Genomic DNA, 22,639 nt, shown 5'->3' with positions numbered 1-22,639 from the left:
GCGGTTACCTTTCCCCGGCTTCGCCGGCTATGTGCAACGCCGCCAGGTAGCCGAACGTCATGGCCGGGCCGATGGTGCCACCCGGACCGGGGTACGTGTGGCCCATCACCGGAGCACTGACGTTGCCCGCGGCGTAGAGGCCTTCGATGATACTGCCGTCATCGCGCAGCGCCCGGCCGTGGATGTCGGTGCGGATGCCGCCCTTGGTGCCCAGGTCGCCGGGCACCATCTTGGCCGCGTAGTACGGCGCGTGACTGATCTCGCCGAGGTTGGGGTTCGGTTTGTTGGTCGGGTCGCCGTAGTACTTGTCGTAGGCGCTCTCGCCGCGCTGGAAGTCTGCGTCGATGCCGGAGCGGGCGAAGCCGTTGAAACGTTCCACGGTCGCCGTGAATTCACTCACCGGGAGGCCGGCCTTCTGCGCCAGCTCCGCCAGAGTGTCGGCGGTGATGATGACGCCGGACTCCAGCCACTTGCGCGGAATACGTTGTCCAGGCTGCAATCCCGCGAAGATGTAGCGGTCCCGGTACTGCTGGTCGAACACCAGCCACGCGGGGATGTTCTCGCCCGGGCCCGGTCCCTGACCGTATTCGCCGCCGTACATGTGATGGCAGGCTTCGACGTAGGGCATCGACTCGTTCATGAACCGCTTGCCCGACATGTTGACGATGATCGACCCCGGCGAATTGCGCTCGGACAACGCGAACCACGGTGCACCCACCAGCGGGACGGTCGGCCCCCACCAGGCGTCCTCCATGATGTCCAGTGCGGCGCCGAGCTTTTCGCCCGCCAATATCCCGTCGCCGGTATTGGCGACCGCGCCGACGGTCCACTCGGTGGTGATCGGTGCGCGCTGGTATTTCACCCGCATCTGTTCGTTGTGCTCGAACCCACCCGACGCCAGGATCACGCCGCGCCGGGCCCGGATCAGCTGGGGCTCACCCGATTCGGCATCGCCGGCGCCGCGCACGTAGACACCGCGCACCACACCGTCTTCGACGTAGAGGTCGGTGAGCGCGGTGTTGAGCACTACCGGAACCCCGGCCCGCTGCAACCCGATTCGCAACGGCCCGATCAATGCCCGGCCCATGCCGACGAGGTTCTTGCCTGTCCCCTTGGCCCACATGGTGCGCGCCCCGACCTTGAGACTGCGCAGCACGCCACGCGGGTGACGCTTCAGTTGGTTCAGCCGCACGTAATCCTGTTGCATCACCACGACGTTGAGCGGGACCTTGCCGTAGGCCGGTTCCAGGCCGGCTTCGTCGGCGCCGAGCTTGCGGGCGTTGAACGGCTTCGGCTCGATCGATCGCCCCTCCGCGCGCCCGCCCGGGGACTCGGGGTAGTAGTCGGAGTACTTGGGCACCCAGCACATCTTCAGCGGGGTGTGCTTCAGCACGAACGACAGCATCTCGGGGCCGCGCTCGAGGTAGGTATCGATGCGTTCCGGCTCGACGACGTTGCCGACGATCCCGTGCAGATAGGTGCGGGCGGCCTCGGCGGTATCGCGGACCCCGTCACGCTTGAGGACTTCGTTATTTGGGATCCAAACGCCGCCGCCTGAGCGTGCGGTCGAACCGCCGAAGTGTGGGGCCTTCTCGATGACTATGGTGGAAAGACCCCGGTGAGCGGCGGTAAGGGCCGCGACCATGCCGGCCCCGCCGCTCCCGACCACGACGACGTCGTACTCCTGCGCTGACATGTAGAACACGTTATAGAATTGCCCCGGGCGACCGCTACTGACCCGGTCGACCGTACGAGGAGACGTGAAAAATGCTCAGTGTTGCCACGCGCGACGAGCTGGCTGCCGACTTGGCGCAAGCCGAGCGGAGCGGCGAGCCGATCGCCCCGCTTACCGCCGCCTATCCGGACATCGACGTCGTCGACGCCTACGAGATTCAGCTGATCAACATCCGCCAGAGAGTCGCGGAGGGGGCCCGGGTGCTGGGCCACAAGGTGGGGCTGTCGTCGTTGGCCATCCAGCAAATGATGGGTGTCGACGAGCCGGACTACGGACATCTGCTCGACGAGATGCAGCTGTTCGAAGACACCCCGGTCAAGGCGAACCGCTACCTGTACCCCCGGGTGGAGGTCGAAGTCGGGTTCGTCCTGAACGCGGACCTGCCTGGAGCCGGCTGCACCGAGGACGACGTGCTGGCCGCCACCGAGGCACTGGTGCCCTCCATCGAGCTGATCGACACCCGGATCACCGACTGGAAGATCGAACTGTGCGACACCATCGCCGACAACGCGTCGTCGGCGGGTTTCGTGCTCGGTGAGGCGCGCGTTTCCCCTAATGACATCGACGTCAAGGGGATCGACGCCGTGTTGCGCTGCAACGACGAGGTGGTCGCGGAAGGCCGTACCGACGCGGTGCTGGGCAATCCGGTCACCGCGGTGGCCTGGCTGGCCCGCAAGGTGGACGGCTTCGGTGTCCGCCTGCGCAAAGGCGACGTCGTGCTGCCCGGATCGTGCACGCGGGCGATCGACGCGCACCCCGGCGACAACTTCGTCGCCGACTTCGCGGGCCTCGGTTCCGTGCGTTTATCGTTCGAATAAGCTCGAATTAAATCGTCTAACTTAAATCTCAAACGCTTCGAAAAGGGGCATCATGCCGACTAAGGCGACTGTGGCCATTGTCGGGTCGGGGAACATCAGCACTGACCTGCTCTACAAGCTGCTGCGATCGGAGTGGCTGGAACCGCGCTGGATGGTGGGCATCGATCCGGAGAGCGAGGGCTTGGCCCGGGCCCGCAAGCTGGGTCTGGAGACCACCCACGAGGGGGTGGACTGGCTGTTGGCCCAGTCGGAGAAGCCCGACCTGGTGTTCGAGGCGACCAGCGCCTACGTGCACCGCGATGCGGCCCCCAAGTACGAGGCCGCCGGGATCCGGGCCATCGACCTGACGCCGGCCGCGGTGGGCCCCGCGGTGATCCCGCCGGCCAACCTGCGCCAGCACCTGGACGCGCCGAACGTCAACATGATCACCTGCGGCGGGCAGGCGACCATCCCGATTGTCTACGCGGTGTCACGCGCCGTCGCCGACCTCGGCGGCGTGCCGTATGCCGAGATCGTCGCCTCGGTCGCCTCGCTGTCGGCCGGCCCCGGCACCCGCGCCAACATCGACGAGTTCACCAAGACCACCAGCCGGGGTGTGGAGACCATCGGCGGCGCCAAACGCGGCAAGGCGATCATCATCTTGAATCCGGCGGACCCGCCGATGATCATGCGCGACACCATCTTCTGCGCCATCCCGGAGGACGCCGACCGGGACGCGATCGCCAAGTCCATCCACGACGTGGTGGCCGAGGTGCAGACCTATGTGCCGGGTTACCGGCTGCTCAACGAGCCCCAGTTCGACGACCCGTCGATCAACTCCGGCGGCCAGGCGCTGGTCACCACGTTCGTTGAGGTCGAGGGCGCCGGCGATTACCTGCCGCCTTATGCGGGCAACCTGGACATCATGACCGCCGCGGCGACCAAGGTCGGCGAGGAGATCGCCAAGGAGTCCTTGAGCGCGACGGCCGGAGGAGCGCAATCATGACCACCGATATCTTCTTCAACCCGATCTGGGACGTCCGGATGACCGACACGTCGTTGCGGGACGGCTCCCACCACAAGCGCCACCAGTTCACCACGGACGAGGTCGGCGCCATCGTGGCCGCCCTGGACGCTGCGGGGGTGCCCGTCATCGAGGTCACCCACGGCGACGGCCTGGGCGGCTCGAGCTTCAATTACGGGTTCTCCAAGACCCCTGAGCAGGAGCTGATCAAGCTGGCCGCCGACACGGCCAAAGAAGCCAAGATCGCCTTCTTGATGCTGCCCGGCGTCGGCACCAAGGAGGACATCAAAGAGGCCCAGAACAACGGCGGCTCGATCTGCCGGATCGCCACGCACTGCACCGAGGCCGACGTGTCGATCCAGCACTTCGGCCTGGCCCGCGAACTCGGCCTGGAAACCGTCGGGTTCCTGATGATGAGCCACACCATCTCGCCCGAGAAGCTGGCCGCGCAGGCCCGCATCATGGCCGACGCGGGCTGCCAATGCGTCTACGTGGTCGATTCGGCCGGGGCCCTGGTCCTCGAGGGCGTGCGTGACCGGGTCGCCGCTCTGGTCGCCGAGCTCGGCGACGACGCCCAGGTCGGCTTTCACGGCCACGAGAACCTCGGGCTCGGCGTCGCCAACAGCGTCGAGGCCGTGCGGGCGGGCGCCAAGCAGATCGACGGCTCCTGCCGCCGGTTCGGCGCCGGCGCAGGCAACGCCCCCGTCGAAGCGCTGATCGGGGTGTTCGACAAGATCGGCGTGAAGACCGGGATCGACTTCTTCGACATCGCCGACGCCGCCGAAGAGGTGGTCGCCCCCGCCATGCCCGCCGAGTGTCTGCTCGACCGCAACGCGCTGATCATGGGGTACTCGGGCGTGTATTCGAGCTTCCTGAAGCACGCAATCCGCCAGTCCGAGCGCTACGGTGTGCCGGCCCACCAACTGCTGCACCGCGCGGGCCAGCGCAAACTTATCGGCGGCCAGGAAGACCAACTCATCGACATCGCGCTGGAGATCAAGCGCGAGCAGGAGAGCGGCGCCGCCCCCGCGCGCTGACCCGCCCTTTTGGGTGACGGCGCACACAGGCTGCGCAAAGGTGCCGCGGGTATCCTGGCGCGTATGAGCACATCCAAGACAGTCGGCGCACGTCGCCGTGGGCTGTACGGCCTGCTCGCCGGGGGGTTAATGACCGCTACCGCCGCAACGGTGATCGCGCTACCCGTGGCGGGCATAGCCAGTGCGGACCCGCAGTGCAATCAGGACGTCGGTTCATCCATCGACTCGTACCTGCAGCGGCATCCCGACCTTCACCAGCAACTGCAGGCCAAGTCGCAGGCTGAGGGCGGCAACGGCAACGTCATCGACTACCTCAACCGGCATCCCGACGTCCGCCAGCATCTGATCGACCTTTCCCACGCCTGCCCACCCTAGTGAGTCGGCGTCGTCTTTGAACGCTGCGGCCGACGCGCGGGAACGTTCGCCATTGACGAAAAAGTAGAACACGTTCTAGCGTCTAGGCGTGTTCTCTGATTCCCTCACCGCTGCGATCGCAGAGGCCGAGCAGTTGGTGGCCGATGCACCGTTCATCGAGACCGAAGCCGACCTGCTTGAAGGGTTGCAGTATCTAGCCGGCTGTATCTCGGGCTGCATCCATCTGGCCGTGGACTACGACCGCGACCATCCCTTCCTGCAGTCGGGCACCGGGCCGTTCACCAAGATGGGCCTGGACAATCCCGACACCCTCTACTTCGGTACGCGGGTGCACGCGAACCACGACTACGTGGTCACCGGCCGGCGCGGGACCACCACCGACCTGAGTTTTCAGCTACTCGGCGGCGAGTACACGGACGACTTCGTGCCCGTCAGTCAGGCCGCGTTCGACGACCGCGAGCTCGAGATCGCGCCCGACGGCAGCTTCGAGTGGCGGGTGCGGCCGACGAGTCCCGGGCAACTGGTGATCCGCGAGGTGTACGGCGACTGGGCGGCGCAGCGCGGCACGCTGGCCATCTCCCGCCTTGACACGGCGGGCACCGCACCGCCGCCGTTGACCCGCGAGCTTATCGAAAAGCGTTATGCCACAGCGGGAAAGCAGCTTGTCCAGCGGGTGAAGACCTGGCTGCAATTCCCGCAATGGTTTTATCTCGACCTGCCGGTGAACACCATGGTGCCGCCGCGGCTGACGCCGGGCGGGCTGGCCACGCAGTACTCGTCGGTCGGCCATTTCGACCTGCGACCCGATCAGGCGATGGTCATCACCATCCCGGCCTCCGACGCGCCCTACCTCGGCTTCCAGCTGGGCAGCCTCTGGTACATCTCGCTGGACTACATCAACCACCAGACCTCGCTGAACAACACTCAGGCGCAGGTTGATCCGGACGGCAAGGTCCGCATCGTCGTCGCCGAGCAGAACCCGGGAGTGACGAACTGGGCCGAGACGGTCGGCCACGGGCGTGGCTTCCTGCAGTTCCGCTGGCAGCGGGTGTCGCGTGAACTCACCGACGCCGACGGTCCGACCGTCGAGGTGGTCGACATCGACAAGGTTCCGGCCGCGTTGCCGTACTTCGACCACAACAAGATTTCAGAGGACGACTGGCGCGCCCGAATTACGCTGCGCCATCAACAGATTCAGGCGAGGATGTTGGGATGACGAAGTTGCTGGACGGCAAGGTAGTGGTGATCAGCGGCGTGGGCCCGGGTCTGGGCACGACGCTGGCGCACCGGTGCACGCGCGAAGGCGCCGACCTGGTGCTGGCGGCCCGCACGCCGGAACGCCTGGACGACGTCGCCAAACAGATCGCCGACCTCGGCGGCCGTGCGACAACGGTGCGCACCGACATCACCGAGGACGACCAGGTGAGCAACCTGGTCGACGCCACGTTGGAGGCCTATGGCAAGGTCGACGTGCTGATCAACAACGCGTTCCGGGTGCCGTCGCTGAAGCCATTCTCGGGCACCAGCTTTCAGCATATCCGTGACGCGATCGAACTCAGCGCGCTCGGCGCACTGCGCCTCATCCAAGGGTTCACGCCGGCGCTGGCCGAGTCGAAGGGCTCGATCGTCAACGTCAACTCTATGGTGCTGCGGCACTCGCAGGCGAAGTACGGCGCCTACAAGATGGCCAAGTCCGCGCTGCTGTCCATGTCGCATTCGCTGGCCACCGAGCTGGGCGAGCAGGGGATCCGGGTCAATTCTGTTGCACCCGGCTATATCTGGGGCGAGACACTGCAGGGCTACTTCAACCACCAGGCCGGCAAGTACGGCACCACGGCCGAGCAGATCTACCAGGCCACCGCGGCCGACTCCGACCTGAAGCGGCTGCCGACCGAGGACGAGGTGGCCTCGGCGATCCTATTCATGGCCAGCGACCTGTCCAGCGGCATCACCGGGCAGACCCTGGACGTCAATTGCGGGGAGTATCACACCTGATGCCGACGCCGACGATGCAGAGCGAAGCGATGAGGAGGTGGCGTAATAGTGCCTGAGCGCACCGATGTCGGCACCGTTGACGACCTGAAAGCGTCGGCCAGCAAGATGATCGGGCTGGACGATTTCGGTAGCAACGACGACAACTACCTCGAAGCGCTGGAAGTGCTGCTGGACTCCTACCGGCGCGACGCCGACTTGACGCCGTTGGGCAGCAAGATGAATCGGTTCTTCCTGCGCGGTGCGCTGGTGGCGCGGTTGCTGTCCGAGGCCGCCTGGAAGCAATACCCGCAGCACGCGGACGTCGCCATCGAGCGGCCGATTTTCGTCACCGGGCTGGTGCGCACCGGCACCACCGCGTTGCATCGGCTGCTCGGGGCCGATCCCGCGCACCAGGGCCTGCATCTGTGGTTGGCCGAATTTCCGCAACCGCGCCCGCCCCGCGAAACCTGGGAATCCAACCCGTTTTACAGCCAACTGAACGCACAGTTCGAGAAGCATCATGCCGAAAACCCGGACTACACGGGCCTGCATTTCATGGCCGCGTACGAGCTGGAGGAGTGCTGGCAGCTGCTGCGGCAGTCGCTGCACTCGGCGTCCTACGAGACGCTGGCGCACCTGCCCACCTACTCGCGGTGGCTGTCCCAGCAGGACTGGACCCCGTCGTATCAGCGGCACCGCCGCAACCTTCAGCTGATCGGCCTCAACGAGGCCGACAAGCGGTGGGTGCTGAAGAATCCCAGCCACCTGTTCGCGTTGGACGCGTTGATGGCGACCTATCCCGACGCGTTGGTGATCCAGACCCATCGTCCGGTCGAAACCATCATGGCCTCGATGTGCTCGCTGGCGCAGCACACCGCCGAGGGGTGGTCGACGTCGTTCACCGGCGCCCAAATCGGCTCTGACGCAATGGAAACCTGGTCCCGCGGGCTGGAGCGGTTCAACACCGCGCGGGCCAAATACAGCCCGTCGCAGTTCTACGACGTGAACTACAAGGAGTTGATCGCCGACCCGATGGGCACGGTGGCCGACATCTACCGGCACTTCGATTTGACGTTGACCGAAGAGGCCAGGGCAGCCATGGAGAAGACCCACGCCGACAGCCAGTCCGGCGCGCGGGCGCCCAAGCACACCTACTCGCTGGCCGACTACGGCCTCAGCACCGAGACGGTCAAGGAGCGGTTCGCGCACCTCTGAGTCACGAGCGCCACAAGGGTTTCTGAGTCGGAGGGTGTACCTTTTGCCCCCTCTGAGCGACAAGATTCACGAATCGCTGGGGCGCCCCGAGTTGTCGCTCGAACACGGGCGACGTTCGCTCAGTCGTCGTCCGGCTCGTCGTCGAGATAACCCTCGGCGACCGCATGTTCAATGCTGTCACCGAGTTTCGGGCACGACCTCGTGCGCGCGGTGTCGCCCCCGGACTCGCGCACCTCGGTGAAGTGCGCGCAGCGTTGCCACGCTTCGGTGTTCCACTGCACCGCGGTGTGTCCCGGCCCGAGCCTGCGGACGGTGACCCGCACGTGGCAGAACCGGCAGTCCACCGGCAGCAGACCCGAGTTCAGGTATCGCTCGCGGTCGGCGCGACTGGCTTCGGAAACCGCCGCCGCGCGTTGTGGATCGTTGGCGAAATCCCGTGACTTCGACCAGGTTCCGCCCTTGCGCTCGGGGGCTGCCGGATGCTCGTCGTGGTCGTGATGATCGCCGTGCAGCAACAACATCGACCGCGCAAGCTGATCGACGTCAGGTACCGCCGGCTGATCGTCGCCCATGATTCCTAGTGTTGTTCGGCCGGCACGTCGTCGGTGACCGCCTCGTCGGCCTCGGAGTCCTTGGCCTTGAGGTTCTGCTCGACCTCGGCATTCCAGTACTCGTTGGCGCGGGTGGTGTCCACCTCGATCTCGAAGCGCTCCACCATTTCCGGTTCGATGTCGGCGACGTCGACGTAGAACTGCTGGTACCACCGGCGCAGCTGGTAAACCGCACCATCCTCCTCGACCAACAGCGGATTGTCGATGCGGGTCTTGTGCCTCCAGATCTCGACGTCTTGCAGGAAGCCCTTGCTGACGCCCTCGGTGAACACCTTCGACAGCTTGTCGGTCATCTTTTCGTCCATGCCCTTGGGCTTTTCGACGATGACGCCCCACTGCAGCACGAACGAGTTCTGGGTCACCGGGTAGTGGCAGTTGATCAGGATCGACTCGGCTTTGTAGCCGCCGTAGCTGTTGTGCAGCCAGTTGATCATGAACGACGGCCCGAAGTAGGACGCCTCCGAATCCAGGTGCGCCTCACCGTACGACGTGCCGAGGTCGTTGACGTCGGGCCGGCCCACGTTGTGCAGGTACTGCGACGCGATGTGGCCCTCGAAGACGTTCTTGAAGTACGTCGGCAACCCGAAATGGATGTAGAAGAAGTGCGCCATGTCGGTGACGTTGTCGATGATGTCGCGGCAGTTGGATCCCTCGATGAGGATGCTGTTCCAGCGCCACTCGGTCCACTCGTCGCTGTGGGATTCCGGGATGTCCGGAATGCGGACGGCGGGGTCCGGCGGGTTGTTCTCGTGGTCGTGCCACACGAACAGCAGGCCACCGCGCACGTCGGTCGTCCACGACCGGGTCCGCGCCGTCTTGGGTGTGCGCTTGGCATAGGGGACCAGCTTGCACCGGCCGTCGCCGCCCCAGCGCCAGTCGTGGAACGGGCAGGCGACCTCGTCGCCCTTGATGGTGCCCTCCGAGAGGTCCCCGCCCATGTGGCGGCAGTACCCGTCGAGGACCTTGATGTCCCCGTGCGAGTCGGCGAACACCACCAGCTTGGTGCCGAACGCCTCAATCGAGTGCGGCTTACCGTCCTGGAAGTCCTTCGCAACACCCAGGCAGTGCCAGCCGCGGGCGTATCTGGTCGGCAAGTCGCCGGGATCGATTTCCCGGATGCCGACCGCCTTGGTGTCGGTACTCACCTGTCACCTCCAAGTCACTGGGCCTCTAACTAGAACACGTTACAGTTTTGCGGCGGGGCCGCGCAACGACGGCGAGCCTGGCCACTACATATGCGCGCTGGGGTATATCTAAACGATGCCGATGTTTGCGTTCGAGGGCCGCGCGCCACGGGTCGATCCCACCGCTTTCGTGGCCCCGACGGCCACGCTGATCGGCGACGTCGTGGTGGAGGCGGGGGCCTCGGTTTGGTTCAACGCCGTATTGCGCGGCGACTACGGGCCCATCGTGGTGCGCGAGGGTGCCAACGTCCAAGACGGGTCGGTTCTGCACGCGCCTCCCGGTATCCCGGTCGACATCGGTCCCGGCGCGACAATCGCGCATCTGTGCGTCATTCACGGGGTTCACGTCGGGCAGGAGGCACTGATCGCCAACCACGCCACCGTTCTGGACGGTGCGGTGATCGGCGCACGCAGCCTGATCGCCGCGCACTCACTGGTGACGGCAGGCACCCAAATCCCGCCCGGGATGCTGGCCGTCGGCGCACCGGCGCAGATCAGGGGACCGGTCGCCGGGACGGGCGCCGAAATGTGGGTGAAGGTGAACCCGCAGGCCTACCGCGACCTCGCCCTGCGGCATCTGGCCGGGCTGGAACCGCTCTAGAGCGGATCACCGGTCAGGCGGATGTTTTGCGCGATCCAATCATCGATGTAGTGCATGGTGACGGGTAATGCCGCACCATTGAAAACCATGTGATCCGAACCGGGAATTTCGGCATAACTCGCGTTTGTAAACCGGGCAGCGGTCCGGCGCGCGAGCCGCGGGGGCACAATACGGTCTTGCCCGCCCGCGATCACGAGCACTGGTCCCGGAACGGCGTTGCGGTCCACTTTCGCGGCCTCGGCCCGGTCCAGCCGCGGCATAGCCAGTTCGAAGAACAGCACCCGTCCGGATTCGCAGACCAGATCGTCGAACGCTGTACGCGCGACCTCCTCGGTCTGCCTGCCCGCGACTCCTCGCCGAAACCGTTGCCAGGTCGGTGGATAAACCGGCTTGGCCCATGCTTTCGCCTTGAAAGCATGCGGCAGAGCGATCCCAAGAGTCGTCGGGTTGAGCCCCGACGGGCCCACTGACGACGGACATGCGGCGATCAAGCCGACGTGCGCCGTGCGGGCGGCGACCAGTTGGACCAACAGACCGCCCAACGAATGTCCGACCAGGAGCGGCGGGGAGTCCAGCGCGGCGACCAGGGCGACGAGATCGTCCGCGTAATCACGGATACTCAACGACGCAATTTTGGCCGCGCCTTCGCGCAGAGGCAGTTCGTGATGCCGCAGAGTCGGGGTGTGCACGGTGAAGCCGCGTTCCTCAAAAGCGGCCCGGGCGGGAACCCACTGCTGCCCGCGGCTCCACGAGCCGTGAACGAGCACGACGTGCTTGTCGGACATGGGCATCAGCCTGACACCGATGTCCCGCCGAATGTGAAATCTGCGATGTTCAACCGGCGTGTCGCGCCGTGGGTTTCACGGCGGGCTGGAACCGCTCTAGACCTTGCGCGTGTTGGCCGCCGCGCGCTCCATCTCCCAGTAGGCGCGCAGGGCCACCATCTTGCCCTCGGCGTTCACTCGGTAGGTGAAGACACCCTCGGCGGTTGTCTGGTACTCACCCGTCGTGATGAGGATGTGCCCCACGTTGGCTTCCTCGTTGCCGCACTGATACGTGTCGCGGAAGAAGAACTCGATCTTCGTGGTGGGGGCGATGGCCTTGTCCCAGAACGCCGAGATCGCGTCGCGGCCGCGGTGCCCCAGGCCTTCGGGGTCGAAGACCGAAGGTCCGATCGGATCCTCGACGATGGCGTCGTCGGCGAACACCGCCAGCCAGGCGCCCTTGTCCCGGGCCGCCACCGCCTCTCGGGAGCGGCGGCCGGCCTCATGCGCGAGATGCTCGCTCACGCATCGACCTTTTGGGCCGCGGGCTTGTCGGCGCCCACCACCCACATCGAGTAGTACTGCGAGCCACCGCCATAGGCGTGTCCCAAAGCCTTTCGCGCGTTGGGCACCTGGTGGTCGCCACCCTTGCCCATCACCTGAATGGCCGCTTCGGCGAAGCGAATCAGGCCGGAAGCGCCGATCGGGTTCGACGACAGCACGCCGCCCGACGGGTTCACCGGCAGCCGGCCGCCGATCTTGGTTTCGCCGGCTTCGGTGAGTTTCCAGCCTTCGCCCTCGGCGGCAAACCCGAGGTTTTCCAACCACATCGGCTCGAACCAAGAGAACGGCACGTAGATCTCCGCAGCGTCGATCTCGTCGATCGGGCTCTCGATGCCGGCGGCCGCCCACAGCGCCGCGGCAGCGTCACGGCCGGCCTGCGGGCTGACCTGGTCGCGCCCGGAGAACTGCAGCGGCTCGGTGCGCAGCGCGGTGGCGTGGATCCACGCCACCGGATGTCCTTGCGCCAGACGGGCTTCGGCGGCCTCCTCGTTGCCGATCACGACGGCGGCGGCACCGTCGGACGACGGGCAGGTTTCGTCGTAGCGGATCGGGTCCCACAGCATCGGCGACGACATCACCTTCTCGACGGTGATGTCGGGCTGGTGCAGGTGCGCCAGCGGGTTCTTGCTGCCATTGAGCCGATCCTTGACCGCGACAATGGCACCGATGTTCGTCGGCGCGCCGGACCGGCGGATGTATGAGCGCACGTGCGGGGCGAAGTACCCGCCCGCGCCGGCACCCACCGGCTTGATGAACGGGATCGGAATCGACAACGCCCACATGGCATTCGATTCCGACTGCTTCTCCCACGCCATCGCGAGCACGCGCCGGTACTTGCCGGACTGCACCAGGCTGGCGGCCACCACCCCGGTGGACCCGCCGACCGATCCCGCGGTGTGCACCCGGATCAGCGGCTTGCCCGTGGCGCCCATGGCGTCGGCCATGAACAGCTCGGGCATCATGACGCCCTCGAAGAAGTCCGGCGCCTTGCCGACCACGACGGCGTCGATGTCGTCGAAGGTGCTGCCGGAGTCGGCCAGCGCCCGGTCGATCGCCTCGCGCACCAGGCCGTTCATCGAAACGTCTTGGCGTTTGGCGACGTACTTCGTTTGTCCGGTACCTAGTACCGCAGCAACGTTTGGCCCTGCACCGGCCATCAGTTCTTTCCTTCCATCACCGCGACCAGGTTCTGTTGTAGCGCGGGCCCGCTGGTGGCGTGCGCCAGCACCCGCTCAGCCGATCCGTCCCAGATGTGTTGTGCCGCAAAGCCGATACGCTCGAGACCGGCGACGAACATGGGATTGGCCGCCAGCGCGCCGCCGGACGGATTGACCTTGGTCGGTCCCGGTATCCGGATGGCTTCCGCGATGATCAGGTGCTGGTGGGTGAAGGGCGCGCAGATCTCGGCCACATCGAGGTTGTCGGTCCGCCCGCCGGTGGCCACGTGCGCCGCGGCCTTGGTCGACGGGGATTCGGTGAGATCCCGTGCGCCCAGCGACGGGGTCTCGATGCGGTGCTCGATTCCGGTGATCCACGCCGGGTTTTCGCGCAACTCGCGCGCCCGGTCGCCGGCCGCGAGCACGATGGCCGCGGCGCCGTCGGTGACCGGAGCGATGTCGTGCCGGCGCAGCGGGTCGGCGAAGAACGGCCGCTCGAGCAATTCGGCCACGCTGATGGATCCCTCCACATTGTCGACCCGGCGCGCGTTGCCGAAGGAGTCGAAGGCCACGCGGGCCATCTGCTCCTGGGTCCACTTGCCGGTATCGAGCCCGATGCGCGCCTGCAGCCCGGCCATCGAGATCGAATCGGGCCACAACGGCGCGACGGTGTAGGGGTCGGTCTGCCGCGACAGGATCTGACGCAGGATGCCGGCCGACGACTTACCGAAGCCGTACACCAGCGCGGTGTCGACCTCGCCGGTCAGGATCTTGATGTAGGCCTCGTAAAGTGCCCAGGCTGCGTCCATTTCGACGTGTGACTCGTTGATCGGCGGGACGGCACCGATCGAGTCGATCGCCGAGATGAACGAAAATGCCCGTCCGGCAAGGTAATCGGATGATCCGGAACACCAGAAGCCGATGTCGGTCCTGCTGATGCCCAGCTCCTCGTACAGCTGGGCGAAGCACGGGATCAACATCTCGACACCGTTGGTGGTGCCGTCGGTGCGGCGGACGTGTGGGGCGTGGGCAAAGCCGACGACCGCAACGTTGCGAGCGCTCATGTGCAGGTAGGCCCTTTACAGGTGGTGCTTGTAGGTGTCGTAGTCGGCGTCGGGTTCCCCGGTCGGCCGGAAGTACTCGATGTTGTCGATGCCGAATCCCCACTCCTCGCGGGGTTTCCATACCGCCTCGACGCGCATGCCCATCCGGACCTCGTGGGCGTCGATGTCGGCGACCAAATGCAGGAACGGGATGTCGGACCCGTCGAGCAGGACGTAGGCCGCGACGTAGGGCGGCTTGATGCGCTGGCCCTGGAACGGGATGTTGATGATCGCGAACGTCGTGACGGTGCCCTTGTCCGGCAGCTCCACGAACTCGGTCGTCGGTTGACCGGTGGCCGGGTCGGCGCCATGCGGCGGGAAATAGACCTTGCCGTTCTCGCCCGTCTTCGCGCCGAGCAGCTTGCCCTGCGCGATGGCCCGCAGGTAGGCGCTCTCCTCGTGCGAGGCGCTGTGCTGGATGGTCAGCGACACGGGCGTGACGATCATGGTCACCGGGTCTTTGTCGCCGTCCGACTGCTCGGTCACCGTTTCGGCTTCGTCGCCGAGCGCGAAATAGGCGATGTCGGTGATGGCGCCTACCGGCTCGTCCACCCAGTGCACGTGCACCCGGGTGCCGGTCTTGATGGCGTTCGGCTCGCCCGCGTCCACCGCGTGGATCAGCGGGGTGTCAGCGCCGTCGAGCTTGACCAGCGCCCAGGCAAACGGTCGGTCCAGCGGCTGGCCCTCGATCGGCTCGGGCTGCCAGGTCCACGAGACCACGGTGCCGACACTGGACACCGGTACCATCTCGCCCAGCGGCTCATAGGTGACCGGGTCATATTCCGCCGGCGGCACGTGCACCCGGCCATCCGATCCGCGCACACCCAGGACGTGGCGGTCACGCAGCGCGGTGAAGAACTTGCTCAGCGTGGGGCCGACCGAACGGGTGTAGTCGAAGGACAACGTCAGTGGCGCGGCGAGCGGTGGCTCAGGGTGATCCATCAGGGGCGGGCTACTCGAGCTGGCTGTCACGCCATCGAGTAGAACAGGTTCTAAGAACGGATTCAACATCGGGTCCGCGAAGGAAGGGCGAAGACGATGAAGCTGGGATTGCAGCTGGGATATTGGGGCGCTCAGCCGCCGCAAAACCATGGCGAGCTCGTCGCCGCGGCCGAGGATGCCGGATACGACGCCGTTTTCACCGCCGAGGCCTGGGGTTCGGACGCCTACACACCGCTGGCCTGGCTGGGTTCGTCGACGTCGCGGGTGCGGCTGGGCACCTCGGTGGTCCAGCTGTCCGCCCGCACCCCGACGGCCTGCGCCATGGCGGCCCTGACGCTCGACCACCTGTCCGGCGGGCGGCACGTCCTCGGCCTCGGCGTCTCCGGCCCGCAAGTGGTCGAGGGCTGGTACGGCCAGTCGTTCCCCAAGCCGCTGGCCCGCACCCGTGAATACATCGACATCATCCGGCAGGTGTGGGCGCGCGAGGCCCCGGTGGCCAGCGCCGGGCCGCACTACCCGCTGCCGCTGACCGGCGAGCGCGCAACGGGTCTGGGCAAGCCGCTCAAGCCCATCACCCATCCGCTGCGGGCCGACATCCCCATCATGCTGGGCGCCGAGGGACCGAAGAACGTCGCGCTGGCCGCCGAGATCTGCGACGGCTGGCTGCCGATCTTCTACACGCCACGCATGGCCGACACCTACAACGAATGGCTGGACGAGGGATTCGCCCGCCCGGGCGCGCGCCGCAGCCGCGAGAACTTCGAGATCTGCGCGACGGCCAACATCGTCATCACCGAGGACCGCAGCGCGGCCTTCGCGGCCATGAAGCCCTACATCGCGCTCTACATGGGTGGGATGGGTGCGGAGGACACCAACTTCCACGCCGACGTCTACCGCCGGATGGGCTACTCCGAAGTGGTCGACGACGTGACGAAACTGTTCCGCAGCAACCAGAAGGACAAGGCGGCGGAAATCATCCCCGACGAGGTGATCGACGACGCCGCGATCGTCGGCGACCTCGACTACGTGCGTAAGCAGATCAAGGCCTGGGAGGCCGCCGGCGTCACCATGATGGTGGTATCCGGCCGTAGTACAGAGCAGGTCCGCGAGCTGGCGACCCTGATCTGACCCTTGCCCACGACAAACTAGAACACGTTCTAATTTTCTTGCCAGGGACTTAGAACGCGTTCTAGATTGTCCGGATGGCACGCCCGACGACGATGCAGAGCGCGCAGCGCGATGCGGAGGAGCCGGGCAATCGACTCCGGCCCGGCCGGTCAGCCGAGCGGGTGGGCGTCGCCGAATGTCATCTCGACGTGGCCGACAGATCCAGAGACCATCGCCCGCTTTGGCAGGCCCAGCGACGCCAGCTCCTCGGCGTAGGCGTGATCGCCCAGTCGCAACTTCGCCCCGCCGAGCCGACCGCGCAGCCCGCGCACCCGCATCTCCCAGGGCACTTCCCGGGTGGTGCCGTCGGCGTAGGTGTAGGTCTTGAGCACCTGCGGGCGCGACGTGAACCTCGAGGGCACCGGCACTCCGCGGGCGAAGTCGATGCCGGCGATGTGGGCGCCGTCGGCGCTGACGTCGAATCCGAACCGGCCGTGCTCGCGAACGGTGAAGTCCGCCATGATCTTCGGGAATCCCCAGATCGAGCGTCCGGCCTCCAGGGTGAAGCTCTGGTCGACGGGCAGATGGTGGATGAACGCGGCCGCATCACCCAGGGCCCGCCAGCCGCGCGCCGTCGAGCCGGGCGGGTTGACCATGACGCACGTACCGAATTCGTGGTACTGCCCCAAATCGCCGTCGATGTAGCGCGCCAGCATCAGGTTCACCACCGCCCGGCCAGGGCGGGGCTGGCAGACCTGCAGACCGCTGTAGTCGATAAGGCGTTGTGCCGCTTGCGCATCCACCGAGAACATGGCGGTGTGTACGTCCGCTTTTCGTATCCGCACCGGCATGGTGAGGACTGTCCCCGCAACTACGTGTTGTGACTCAGGCATGCCGGTTACTGTAATCCGCTCGTCAATATTTGGAGGCTATGAATGACTTCGACCATCCCCGAAGCGATCTCGAACATCGACCTGACCGACGGCAACTTCTACTCCGGCCGTCGCACATCACGCGAGGCCTATCGCTGGATGCGGGCCAACCAGCCGGTGTTTCGTGATCGCAACGGACTGGCCGGTGCTACCACGTATCAAGCCATCCTCGACGCCGAGCGCAACCCGGAACTGTTCTCCAGTACGGGCGGCATCCGTCCCGATCAGCCCGGCATGCCCTACATGATCGACATGGACGATCCGGCACACCTGGTGCGGCGCAAGCTGGTCAACGCCGGCTTCACCCGTAAGCGGGTGAAGGAGAAGGAGCCGTCCATCGCCAAGCTGTGCGACACCCTGATCGACGCGGTGTGTGAGCGCGGCGAGTGTGACTTCGTCCGCGACATCGCCGCCCCGCTGCCGATGGCGGTGATCGGCGACATGCTGGGCGTGCTGCCCACCGAACGCAGCATGCTGCTGAAGTGGTCCGACGACCTGGTGTGCGGGCTGAGCTCGCACATCGACCCGGAATCGAAGGTGGCCCAGAGCGTGATGAACGCTTTCGCCGCCTATACCGCGTTCACCATGGACATCATCACCAAGCGGCGAGCCGAGCCCACCGACGACCTGTTCTCCATTTTGGTGAACGCCGAGGTGGAGGGGCAGCGGATGTCCGACGACGAGATCGTCATGGAGACGCTGCTCATCCTCATCGGCGGCGACGAGACCACCCGCCACACGCTGAGCGGGGGCACCGAGCAGCTGGTGCGCCACCGCGACCAGTGGGATGCCCTGGTGCGCGACCCGTCGCTGCTGCCCGGGGCCATCGAGGAGATGCTGCGCTGGACGTCGCCGGTGAAGAACATGTGCCGGATCCTGACCGCCGACACCGAATTCCACGGCACCTCACTGCGTGAGGGCGAGAAGATCATGCTGCTGTTCGAGTCGGGCAACTTCGACGAGTCGGTGTTCGAGGAGCCGGACAATTTCGACATCCGGCGTAACCCCAACAGTCACATGGCTTTCGGCTTCGGTACTCACTTCTGCCTGGGGAATCAGCTGGCCCGCCTGGAACTTTCGATGATGACCGAGCGGGTGCTCAAGCGGCTGCCGGATCTCCGGCTGGCCGACGAGGATTCGAGCCTGCCGCTGCGGCCGGCGAACTTCGTCAGCGGTCTGGAAGCGATGCCGGTGGTGTTCACCCCGAGCGCGCCGCTGCTGAGCTGATCTTGACTTGCGCCGTGGTCTCAGACGCCCCCTGCCGTGTCGTCCGCGGTAACTCGTATGTTGGTCCAACCCATCTGCGCGAGTGATTCCGCACGTCGAATGTCTTTGTTGAATTGTCGTCGGTCAGAACGGTGGTGATCCCCGTCGTACTCGACGGCTAATTTGACGTTCTCCCAGCCCATATCGAGCATGGCGACCAGCTCTCCGTAATCGCCGTAAACAGGAATCTGCATGCTCGGGCGCGGGTAACCGGCATCGATGAGCAGCAGGCGCAGCCATGTTGCGCGGGGAGATTCGGCCCCCGCATCGACGAGTCGTAGTGCGCGGCGCGCGCGGCGAACGTTGCGATGGCCCTTGTAGCGCTCAGCGAGCGACTCGACTTCGGCGATGTCGAGTTTCGTTGCCCGAGCGAGCGCGTCGAGGGCCGCGACCGCCTTGTCGATGGGGTTGCGGCAGGCAATGTCAAAAGCTGTCCGCGCCGCGGATGTCGTGGGTATGCCGCCGATCACTCGGCCTTCGTTGCGCGCCAGTGAATCCGACCATGTGTTGATCCCGGTCGGCGGACGGCGGTGTTGGTAGAACAATTGCGCCGGCGCCCGGTGGTCGACCCATTTGGCTCCGTGCAGCGCCGAGGCGGAGCGGCCGGCGACGATGCCCCGGCGCCGCGACCACAGCCACGCCGCGCACGCACGTGATGTGGCCGTCGGTTCCGTGCCGGGGGTGACGTAGACGCCGGGGTGCAGAGCGACGAATCGACTCCGCAGCTGATGCCGGGTTAGGGCGCCGGCCGCGAGCGCCTCGCTGCCGATGAAGGGTTCGTGCACGCGAGCAGTGTGGCGCGAAGGACTGACAAGACGCCGAGTGTGAACTCCGGGTGAAAAATCGGCCGAAAAGCCGCCCTGAGTTCACGCTCGGCGGAAAGCAGAGGGCGGCTGAGATCGGCGACGAGGGCAGGCGCTCGAGAGCGGAGGTTACTTGTTTTTGAAGTTGGGCTTGCGCTTCTCGGCGAAGGCCCGCGGGCCTTCCTTGGAGTCCTCGGAGAGGAACACCGGGATGCCGTTGGCGGTGTCGGGCTTGAAGGCCTCTTCCTCGTGCATGCCCTCGGTCTCACGGATCGTCTTGAGGATCGCCTGCACGGCCAGGGGCCCGTTGTTCTCGATGACCTCGGCGATCTCGAGCGCCTTGGTCAGCGCCTGCCCGTCGGGAACGACGTGCCCGATCAGGCCCATCTCCTTGGCTTCGGTGGCGGTGATGTGCCGTCCGGTCAGCAGCAGGTCGCAGGCCACGGTGTAGGGGATCTGGCGCACCAGGCGGACCGCCGAGCCGCCCATCGGGTACAGGCTCCACTTGGCCTCCGAGATGCCGAATTTGGCGCTCTCGCCGGCGACCCGGATGTCAGTGCCCTGCAGGATCTCGGTGCCCCCGGCGATGGCCGGGCCCTCGACGGCGGCGATCAGTGGCTTTTTCAGCCGACGACCTTTGAGCAACGCGTCGATTCGCGACGGGTCGTAGCTGCCGTCCTTGAACGACTCACCCGGCGGCTTCTGGGTTGCCGCCTTGAGGTCCATGCCAGCGCAGAAGTAGCCACCGGCGCCCGTCAGGATGCAGCAGCGGATGTCGTCGTCGTTGTCGACGCGGTCCCAGGCCTGGACCATGATTTCCATCATTTCCGTGCTCAAGGCGTTGCGGCGGTGTGGCCGATTCATGGTCACGATGAGGGTGTGACCACGCTGTTCGACCAGCGCGTCGGGTCCGGTCTCCCCGTTTTCTGTGTTTGCTGGGGTTCCGGCATTCTCCACGGACACGGCTACCGCCTTTCCCTCGACAATGGGCACGAGCTTGCCTCGAAATGTAACACGTTCTAATTTGGTGGCCGTGGCCTTGAATATTGCCGACCTTGCAGAGCACGCCATTGACGCTGTGCCCGACCGTGTCGCCCTGATCTGCGGCGACGAGAAGTTGACCTATGCCCAGCTAGAGGAGAAGGCCAACCGCCTGGCTCACTACCTGTTGGAGCAGGGGGTGAAAAAGGACGACAAGGTCGGACTGTACTGCCGCAACCGCATCGAGATCGTCATCGCGATGCTCGGCATCGTGAAGGCCGGAGCGATCCTGGTGAACATCAACTACCGCTATGTCGAGGGCGAGCTGCGCTACCTGTTCGAGAACTCCGACATGGTCGCGCTGGTCCACGAGCGCCAGTACTCCGACCGGGTGGCCAACGTGCTGCCCGAGACCCCCGACGTCAAGACGATCCTGGTCGTCGAGGACGGCAGCGACAACGACTTCAGCAGCTACGGCGGTGTCGAGTTCTACTCCGCGATCGCGGGGAGCTCGCCCGAGCGCGACTTCGGTGAGCGCAGCGCCGACGACATCTACCTGCTCTACACCGGCGGCACCACCGGCTTCCCGAAGGGCGTGATGTGGCGCCACGAGGACATCTATCGGGTGCTGTTCGGTGGAACCGACTTCGCCACAGGGGAATTCGTCAAGGACGAGTACGACTTGGCCAAGGCCGCCGCGGAGAACCCGCCGATGGTCCGCCACCCGATTCCGCCGATGATCCACGGCGCCACCCAGTCGGCCACCTGGATGTCGATCTTCTCGGGCCAAACCACCGTGCTGGCACCGGAATTCAACGCCGACGAGGTCTGGCGCACCATCCACGACCACAAGGTGAACCTGCTGTTCTTCACCGGCGACGCGATGGCGCGGCCGCTGCTGGATGCACTGCTGGCCCACCAGGACAAGGGCAACGAATACGACCTGTCCTCGCTGTTCCTGCTCGCCTCCACCGCGGCGCTGTTCTCGCCGAGCATCAAGGAGAAGTTCCTCGAGCTGCTGCCCAACCGGGTGATCACCGACTCCATCGGATCGTCGGAGACCGGATTCGGTGGCACCAGCATCGTCGCCAAGGACGCGCCGCACGCCGGTGGCCCACGCGTGACGATCGACCACCGCACCGTCGTCCTCGACGAAGAGGGCAACGAGGTCAAGCCCGGCTCCGGTGTGCGCGGCTTCATCGCGAAGAAGGGCAACATCCCGGTCGGCTACTACAAGGACGAGAAGAAGACCGCCGAGACGTTCAAGACCTTCAACGGCGTGCGCTACGCCATCCCCGGTGACTTCGCCGAGGTCGAGGCCGACGGCACCGTCACGATGCTGGGCCGCGGCTCGGTGTCGATCAACAGCGGCGGCGAGAAGATCTACCCCGAGGAGGTCGAGGCCGCGCTCAAGGGCCACCCCGACGTCTTCGACGCCCTGGTGGTCGGCGTGCCCGACCCGCGGTACGGGCAGCACGTCGCCGCCGTCGTGCAGCCCCGGCCCGGCGCCCGACCGGCGCTGTCGGAGCTGGACAGCTTCGTGCGCTCCGAGATCGCGGGCTACAAGGTGCCGCGCAGCCTCTGGCTGGTCGACGAGGTCAAGCGCTCGCCCGCGGGTAAACCCGACTACCGCTGGGCCAAGGAGCAGACCGAGGCCCGCCCCGCCGACGACGTGCACGCCGCTCACGCCACTGCGTGACCGACTTCGTCAAACGTAATCCGGCCGCACCGGTCGATTTCTTCGCGGCCGAAGCCGCAGGGCTGCAATGGCTTTCGGCCGTCGAAGGCGGCGCTCCGTGCGCGCAGGTGGTCGCCGTGGACGACACGAGCCTGACCCTGCGGCGACTGGAATCGGTGGGTCCGACCCCCGAGGCCGCACGCGCGTTCGGCGGCCGGCTGGCCGTCACGCACGACGCCGGCGCCCGCGCGTTCGGGGCCGGCCCGGAAGGCTGGGACGGCCCGGGCTTCTTCGGCCCGCTGTCGCAGCCCCTGCCGATGTCGCTGCGCCCGCACCGCCACTGGGGCGAGTTCTACGCCGAGGGACGGCTGGCCCCGATGGCCGAACTCGCGGCCCCCCGGCTCGACGCCGGCATCCGCGACGCCGTCGACTCCGTGGCGGCGCGTTGCCGTGCGGGCGATTTCGACGACGACGAGCGGCCGGCCCGGCTGCACGGCGATCTGTGGAGCGGGAACGTGATGTGGACGCCCGACGGTGTGGTGCTCATCGACCCCGCCGCGCACGCCGGCCACCGCGAGACCGACCTGGCGATGCTCGCGCTGTTCGGCTGTCCGCACTACGACGCGGTGATCGCCGGCTACCAGGCGGTGCGACCGCTACGGCCCGGCTGGCGCGACCGCATCGGGCTGCACCAACTCTTCCCGCTGCTGGCGCACGTCGTGCTGTTCGGCGGCGGGTACGCGCAGCAGACGCACGCCTGCGCCCGCGCGGCGCTGACCATCTGACCTC

23 protein-coding genes are annotated in these 22,639 nt (G+C 66.2%); 12 read left to right on the top strand and 11 right to left on the bottom strand.

Annotated features, from left to right (window positions below; translation table 11 throughout):
- Positions 1–4: 4 nt before the first annotated feature.
- Complete coding sequence (gene kstD / locus A5708_RS10515) at positions 5–1,696, bottom strand: 3-oxosteroid 1-dehydrogenase (protein WP_065028620.1); 1,692 nt, start codon at positions 1,694–1,696, stop codon at positions 5–7.
- A 71-nt stretch (positions 1,697–1,767) separates the two neighbouring features.
- On the opposite strand from kstD, the gene A5708_RS10510 reads away from it, so the two are divergent.
- The 7 genes from A5708_RS10510 (at position 1,768) to A5708_RS10480 (ending at position 8,157) form a co-directional block, all read left to right on the top strand.
- Positions 1,768–2,553 carry a 2-keto-4-pentenoate hydratase gene (locus A5708_RS10510; RefSeq protein WP_065028550.1) on the top strand — a complete coding sequence of 262 codons (786 nt, stop codon included), beginning with the start codon at positions 1,768–1,770 and terminating at the stop codon, positions 2,551–2,553.
- A 52-nt stretch (positions 2,554–2,605) separates the two neighbouring features.
- Entirely contained in the window at positions 2,606–3,538 is a 933-nt protein-coding gene (locus A5708_RS10505; RefSeq protein WP_065028549.1) for an acetaldehyde dehydrogenase (acetylating), read from the top strand.
- Complete coding sequence (dmpG, locus tag A5708_RS10500; RefSeq protein WP_065028548.1) at positions 3,535–4,593, top strand: 4-hydroxy-2-oxovalerate aldolase; 1,059 nt, start codon at positions 3,535–3,537, stop codon at positions 4,591–4,593. Before A5708_RS10505 ends, dmpG begins: the two co-directional genes overlap by 4 nt.
- 63 nt (positions 4,594–4,656) lie before the next feature.
- Positions 4,657–4,968, top strand: coding sequence for a hypothetical protein (locus A5708_RS10495; RefSeq protein WP_065028547.1), 312 nt, complete (start codon positions 4,657–4,659; stop codon positions 4,966–4,968).
- Positions 4,969–5,056: 88 nt separating this feature from the next.
- Entirely contained in the window at positions 5,057–6,184 is a 1,128-nt protein-coding gene (locus A5708_RS10490) for a hypothetical protein (RefSeq protein ID WP_065028546.1), read from the top strand.
- On the top strand, positions 6,181–6,963 hold the full coding sequence (locus tag A5708_RS10485; protein ID WP_064882164.1) for an SDR family oxidoreductase: 783 nt from the start codon (positions 6,181–6,183) through the stop codon (positions 6,961–6,963). Before A5708_RS10490 ends, A5708_RS10485 begins: the two co-directional genes overlap by 4 nt.
- A gap of 105 nt (positions 6,964–7,068) precedes the next feature.
- Positions 7,069–8,157, top strand: coding sequence for a sulfotransferase family protein (locus tag A5708_RS10480; RefSeq protein WP_231117872.1), 1,089 nt, complete (start codon positions 7,069–7,071; stop codon positions 8,155–8,157).
- A 119-nt stretch (positions 8,158–8,276) separates the two neighbouring features.
- Here A5708_RS10480 and A5708_RS10475 read toward each other — a convergent pair whose 3' ends face one another.
- Together A5708_RS10475 and A5708_RS10470 are read right to left on the bottom strand one after the other, a co-directional pair.
- Entirely contained in the window at positions 8,277–8,729 is a 453-nt protein-coding gene (locus A5708_RS10475) for a hypothetical protein (RefSeq protein WP_065028544.1), read from the bottom strand.
- A 5-nt stretch (positions 8,730–8,734) separates the two neighbouring features.
- Complete coding sequence (locus A5708_RS10470) at positions 8,735–9,913, bottom strand: Rieske 2Fe-2S domain-containing protein (RefSeq protein ID WP_065028543.1); 1,179 nt, start codon at positions 9,911–9,913, stop codon at positions 8,735–8,737.
- Between the two features lie 115 nt (positions 9,914–10,028).
- Between A5708_RS10470 and A5708_RS10465 the strand changes: the two genes are divergently transcribed.
- Positions 10,029–10,553 (top strand): gamma carbonic anhydrase family protein, encoded by a 525-nt coding sequence (locus tag A5708_RS10465; RefSeq protein WP_065028542.1) that lies wholly within the window; start codon positions 10,029–10,031, stop codon positions 10,551–10,553.
- Here the strand turns inward: A5708_RS10465 and A5708_RS10460 are convergent.
- From A5708_RS10460 to A5708_RS10440, 5 genes are all read right to left on the bottom strand, one after another.
- Positions 10,550–11,338, bottom strand: a complete 789-nt coding sequence (locus A5708_RS10460; RefSeq protein ID WP_065028541.1) for an alpha/beta hydrolase — start codon at positions 11,336–11,338, stop codon at positions 10,550–10,552. The genes A5708_RS10465 and A5708_RS10460 overlap by 4 nt on opposite strands.
- Positions 11,339–11,434: 96 nt before the next feature.
- Positions 11,435–11,842 (bottom strand): nuclear transport factor 2 family protein, encoded by a 408-nt coding sequence (locus A5708_RS10455; RefSeq protein ID WP_065028540.1) that lies wholly within the window; start codon positions 11,840–11,842, stop codon positions 11,435–11,437.
- Positions 11,839–13,038, bottom strand: a complete 1,200-nt coding sequence (locus A5708_RS10450) for a thiolase domain-containing protein (protein ID WP_065028539.1) — start codon at positions 13,036–13,038, stop codon at positions 11,839–11,841. The genes A5708_RS10455 and A5708_RS10450 overlap by 4 nt, the downstream gene beginning before the upstream one ends.
- Positions 13,038–14,102 carry a thiolase domain-containing protein gene (locus A5708_RS10445; protein WP_065028538.1) on the bottom strand — a complete coding sequence of 355 codons (1,065 nt, stop codon included), beginning with the start codon at positions 14,100–14,102 and terminating at the stop codon, positions 13,038–13,040. Before A5708_RS10445 ends, A5708_RS10450 begins: the two co-directional genes overlap by 1 nt.
- Before the next feature lie 15 nt (positions 14,103–14,117).
- On the bottom strand, positions 14,118–15,113 hold the full coding sequence (locus A5708_RS10440) for a Zn-ribbon domain-containing OB-fold protein (protein ID WP_196772593.1): 996 nt from the start codon (positions 15,111–15,113) through the stop codon (positions 14,118–14,120).
- 66 nt (positions 15,114–15,179) lie between these two features.
- Here A5708_RS10440 and A5708_RS10435 point away from each other — a divergent pair, with 66 nt between their 5' ends.
- On the top strand, positions 15,180–16,211 hold the full coding sequence (locus tag A5708_RS10435; RefSeq protein ID WP_065028536.1) for an LLM class F420-dependent oxidoreductase: 1,032 nt from the start codon (positions 15,180–15,182) through the stop codon (positions 16,209–16,211).
- Between the two features lie 149 nt (positions 16,212–16,360).
- Here A5708_RS10435 and A5708_RS10430 read toward each other — a convergent pair whose 3' ends face one another.
- Positions 16,361–17,083, bottom strand: coding sequence for an acetoacetate decarboxylase family protein (locus A5708_RS10430; RefSeq protein ID WP_065028535.1), 723 nt, complete (start codon positions 17,081–17,083; stop codon positions 16,361–16,363).
- A gap of 42 nt (positions 17,084–17,125) precedes the next feature.
- Here A5708_RS10430 and A5708_RS10425 point away from each other — a divergent pair, with 42 nt between their 5' ends.
- Complete coding sequence (locus A5708_RS10425; protein WP_065028534.1) at positions 17,126–18,349, top strand: cytochrome P450; 1,224 nt, start codon at positions 17,126–17,128, stop codon at positions 18,347–18,349.
- Between the two features lie 20 nt (positions 18,350–18,369).
- Here the strand turns inward: A5708_RS10425 and A5708_RS10420 are convergent, their stop codons facing one another.
- Positions 18,370–19,173 carry a DUF559 domain-containing protein gene (locus A5708_RS10420; RefSeq protein ID WP_065028533.1) on the bottom strand — a complete coding sequence of 268 codons (804 nt, stop codon included), beginning with the start codon at positions 19,171–19,173 and terminating at the stop codon, positions 18,370–18,372.
- A gap of 147 nt (positions 19,174–19,320) precedes the next feature.
- Positions 19,321–20,184, bottom strand: coding sequence for a crotonase/enoyl-CoA hydratase family protein (locus A5708_RS10415; protein WP_419538319.1), 864 nt, complete (start codon positions 20,182–20,184; stop codon positions 19,321–19,323).
- A 34-nt stretch (positions 20,185–20,218) separates the two neighbouring features.
- Between A5708_RS10415 and A5708_RS10410 the strand changes: the two genes are divergently transcribed.
- Positions 20,219–21,871 carry an acyl-CoA synthetase gene (locus A5708_RS10410; RefSeq protein WP_065028532.1) on the top strand — a complete coding sequence of 551 codons (1,653 nt, stop codon included), beginning with the start codon at positions 20,219–20,221 and terminating at the stop codon, positions 21,869–21,871.
- Positions 21,868–22,635, top strand: coding sequence for a fructosamine kinase family protein (locus tag A5708_RS10405; RefSeq protein ID WP_065028531.1), 768 nt, complete (start codon positions 21,868–21,870; stop codon positions 22,633–22,635). The genes A5708_RS10410 and A5708_RS10405 overlap by 4 nt, the downstream gene beginning before the upstream one ends.
- The last annotated feature ends 4 nt before the right edge of the window (positions 22,636–22,639 follow it).

Origin of the sequence: Mycobacterium colombiense (assembly GCF_001672755.1) — a bacterium.
In the GTDB taxonomy this organism is placed as follows: Bacteria; Actinomycetota; Actinomycetes; order Mycobacteriales; family Mycobacteriaceae; genus Mycobacterium; species Mycobacterium colombiense_C.
The sequence above is the reverse complement of the archived record's forward strand: the minus strand, read 5'-3'. Positions and strand labels throughout refer to the sequence as shown.

Coding starts and splice junctions, on each gene's coding strand:
- kstD (WP_065028620.1), bottom strand. CDS start 1,696: ATGTCAGCGCAGGAGTACGACGTCGTCGTGGTCGGGAGCGGCGGGGCC.
- dmpG (WP_065028548.1), top strand. CDS start 3,535: ATGACCACCGATATCTTCTTCAACCCGATCTGGGACGTCCGGATGACC.
- A5708_RS10480 (WP_231117872.1), top strand. CDS start 7,069: ATGATCGGGCTGGACGATTTCGGTAGCAACGACGACAACTACCTCGAA.
- A5708_RS10435 (WP_065028536.1), top strand. CDS start 15,180: ATGAAGCTGGGATTGCAGCTGGGATATTGGGGCGCTCAGCCGCCGCAA.
- A5708_RS10460 (WP_065028541.1), bottom strand. CDS start 11,338: ATGTCCGACAAGCACGTCGTGCTCGTTCACGGCTCGTGGAGCCGCGGG.
- A5708_RS10505 (WP_065028549.1), top strand. CDS start 2,606: ATGCCGACTAAGGCGACTGTGGCCATTGTCGGGTCGGGGAACATCAGC.
- A5708_RS10485 (WP_064882164.1), top strand. CDS start 6,181: ATGACGAAGTTGCTGGACGGCAAGGTAGTGGTGATCAGCGGCGTGGGC.
- A5708_RS10450 (WP_065028539.1), bottom strand. CDS start 13,038: ATGGCCGGTGCAGGGCCAAACGTTGCTGCGGTACTAGGTACCGGACAA.
- A5708_RS10475 (WP_065028544.1), bottom strand. CDS start 8,729: ATGGGCGACGATCAGCCGGCGGTACCTGACGTCGATCAGCTTGCGCGG.
- A5708_RS10510 (WP_065028550.1), top strand. CDS start 1,768: ATGCTCAGTGTTGCCACGCGCGACGAGCTGGCTGCCGACTTGGCGCAA.
- A5708_RS10445 (WP_065028538.1), bottom strand. CDS start 14,102: ATGAGCGCTCGCAACGTTGCGGTCGTCGGCTTTGCCCACGCCCCACAC.
- A5708_RS10495 (WP_065028547.1), top strand. CDS start 4,657: ATGAGCACATCCAAGACAGTCGGCGCACGTCGCCGTGGGCTGTACGGC.
- A5708_RS10465 (WP_065028542.1), top strand. CDS start 10,029: ATGCCGATGTTTGCGTTCGAGGGCCGCGCGCCACGGGTCGATCCCACC.
- A5708_RS10430 (WP_065028535.1), bottom strand. CDS start 17,083: ATGCCTGAGTCACAACACGTAGTTGCGGGGACAGTCCTCACCATGCCG.
- A5708_RS10425 (WP_065028534.1), top strand. CDS start 17,126: ATGACTTCGACCATCCCCGAAGCGATCTCGAACATCGACCTGACCGAC.